The sequence below is a fragment of the Leisingera sp. ANG-M7 genome (assembly GCF_000813965.1).
In the GTDB taxonomy this organism is placed as follows: domain Bacteria; phylum Pseudomonadota; class Alphaproteobacteria; order Rhodobacterales; family Rhodobacteraceae; genus Leisingera.
In genome coordinates this window covers 1-1,411 of the sequence record NZ_JWLI01000045.1, presented here as the reverse complement: position 1 = coordinate 1,411, position 1,411 = coordinate 1, and the positions used below count along the sequence as shown (strand labels likewise).

Genomic DNA, 1,411 nt, shown 5'->3' with positions numbered 1-1,411 from the left:
GATCTCGGGCGCGACGGGCGCGCTGGCGGTGGTGATGGTGGCGCTGGTGGCGCAGCACGGGGTGGAGTACCTGTTTGCCACCGTGGTCCTGATGGGGATTTTGCAGATCATCGCGGGCGTCATGCATTGGGGCAAGTTCATCCGGCTGGTGCCGCATCCGGTGATGCTGGGCTTTGTGAACGGGCTGGCCATCGTGATCTTCCTGGCGCAGCTGACGCAGTTCAAGGTGCCGGGTTCAAACGGTGCCGAGTGGCTGAGCGGGATGCAGCTTTATATGATGCTGGGGTTGGTTGGCCTCACCATGCTGATCATCTGGGGGATGCCGAAGATTACGTCCGTCATTCCGGCGCCGCTGGCGGGGATCGGCGTTGTCGCGGTTCTGGTCATTGCGCTGAACATCGACGTGCCGACCGTTGGCGATATGGCCTCGATCAAGGGCGGGTTCCCGGGCTTCCACAATCCGTTCGGCACCGGTGAGGGGCTGTATGGCACAGCACTCGCGCCCTTCACGCTGGAGACGCTGTGGATCATCCTGCCTTATGCGGTCATTCTGGCGGCGATTGGTTTGATCGAGAGCCTGCTGACGCTGAACCTGGTGGGGGAGATCACCGGCAAGCGCGGCGGTGCCAGCCAGGAGTGCATTGCGCAGGGCGCCTCCAACGTGGTCACAGGCTTCTTTGGCGGTATGGGCGGCTGCGCGATGATCGGCCAGTCGATGATCAACGTGAAATCGGGCGGGCGGACGCGGATTGCGGGCATTGCCGCGGCGCTGTTCCTGCTCCTGTTCATCGTCGCCGCCTCGCCGCTGATTGANNACAGCCTGAAGATCATGACCAAGGTGCCGCTGACGGACGCCTTTGTGATTGTGCTGGTGACGGTTGTGACGGTGATGTCGGACCTTGCGGTTGCGGTGGTTGTGGGCGTGATCGTCTCGGCCCTGGCCTATGCCTGGAACAACGCGCGCCGCATCCACGCCTATACCCGCGAGTCCGAGAGCGACAAGGGCGCCAAGGTCTATGAGATCGAGGGGCCGCTGTTCTTTGGCTCCACCGACGGGTTCATCGAGCTGTTTGATGTGGCGAATGACCCCGACCACGTGATCGTGGACTTTGCCCGCAGCCGGGTGGTGGACCAGTCGGCGCTGCAGGCGATCGAGGCAGTGGCCGGCAAATATGAGGCGGAAGGCAAGACGCTGGTGCTGCGGCATCTGAGCCGCGACTGCCACCAGCTGCTGACCAAGGCGGGCCACCTGATGGTCGATAGCGACGACGACCCGGAGTACGAGGTCGCGGTGGATTACTCGGTCAAGACCGGGATCCTGGGCGGCCACTGAGCTTTGATAGATTGAACAATTTGACCCGCGGTTCTGGTGAACCGCGGGCTTCTTGGTTTCTGGGGGGTCTTTTGGCTC

General features: G+C 62.8%; 1 protein-coding gene and 1 pseudogene. Both read left to right on the top strand.

From position 1 onward, the window contains the following. Positions 1–813 (top strand): annotated as a pseudogene (locus tag RA26_RS23315) (SulP family inorganic anion transporter); the annotation flags it as partial. Between the two features lie 2 nt (positions 814–815). Continuing rightward, positions 816–1,333, top strand: a 518-nt coding sequence (locus RA26_RS23310) for an STAS domain-containing protein (protein WP_241482717.1), incomplete at its 5' end; no start/stop codon positions are given. Between the last annotated feature and the right edge of the window lie 78 nt (positions 1,334–1,411).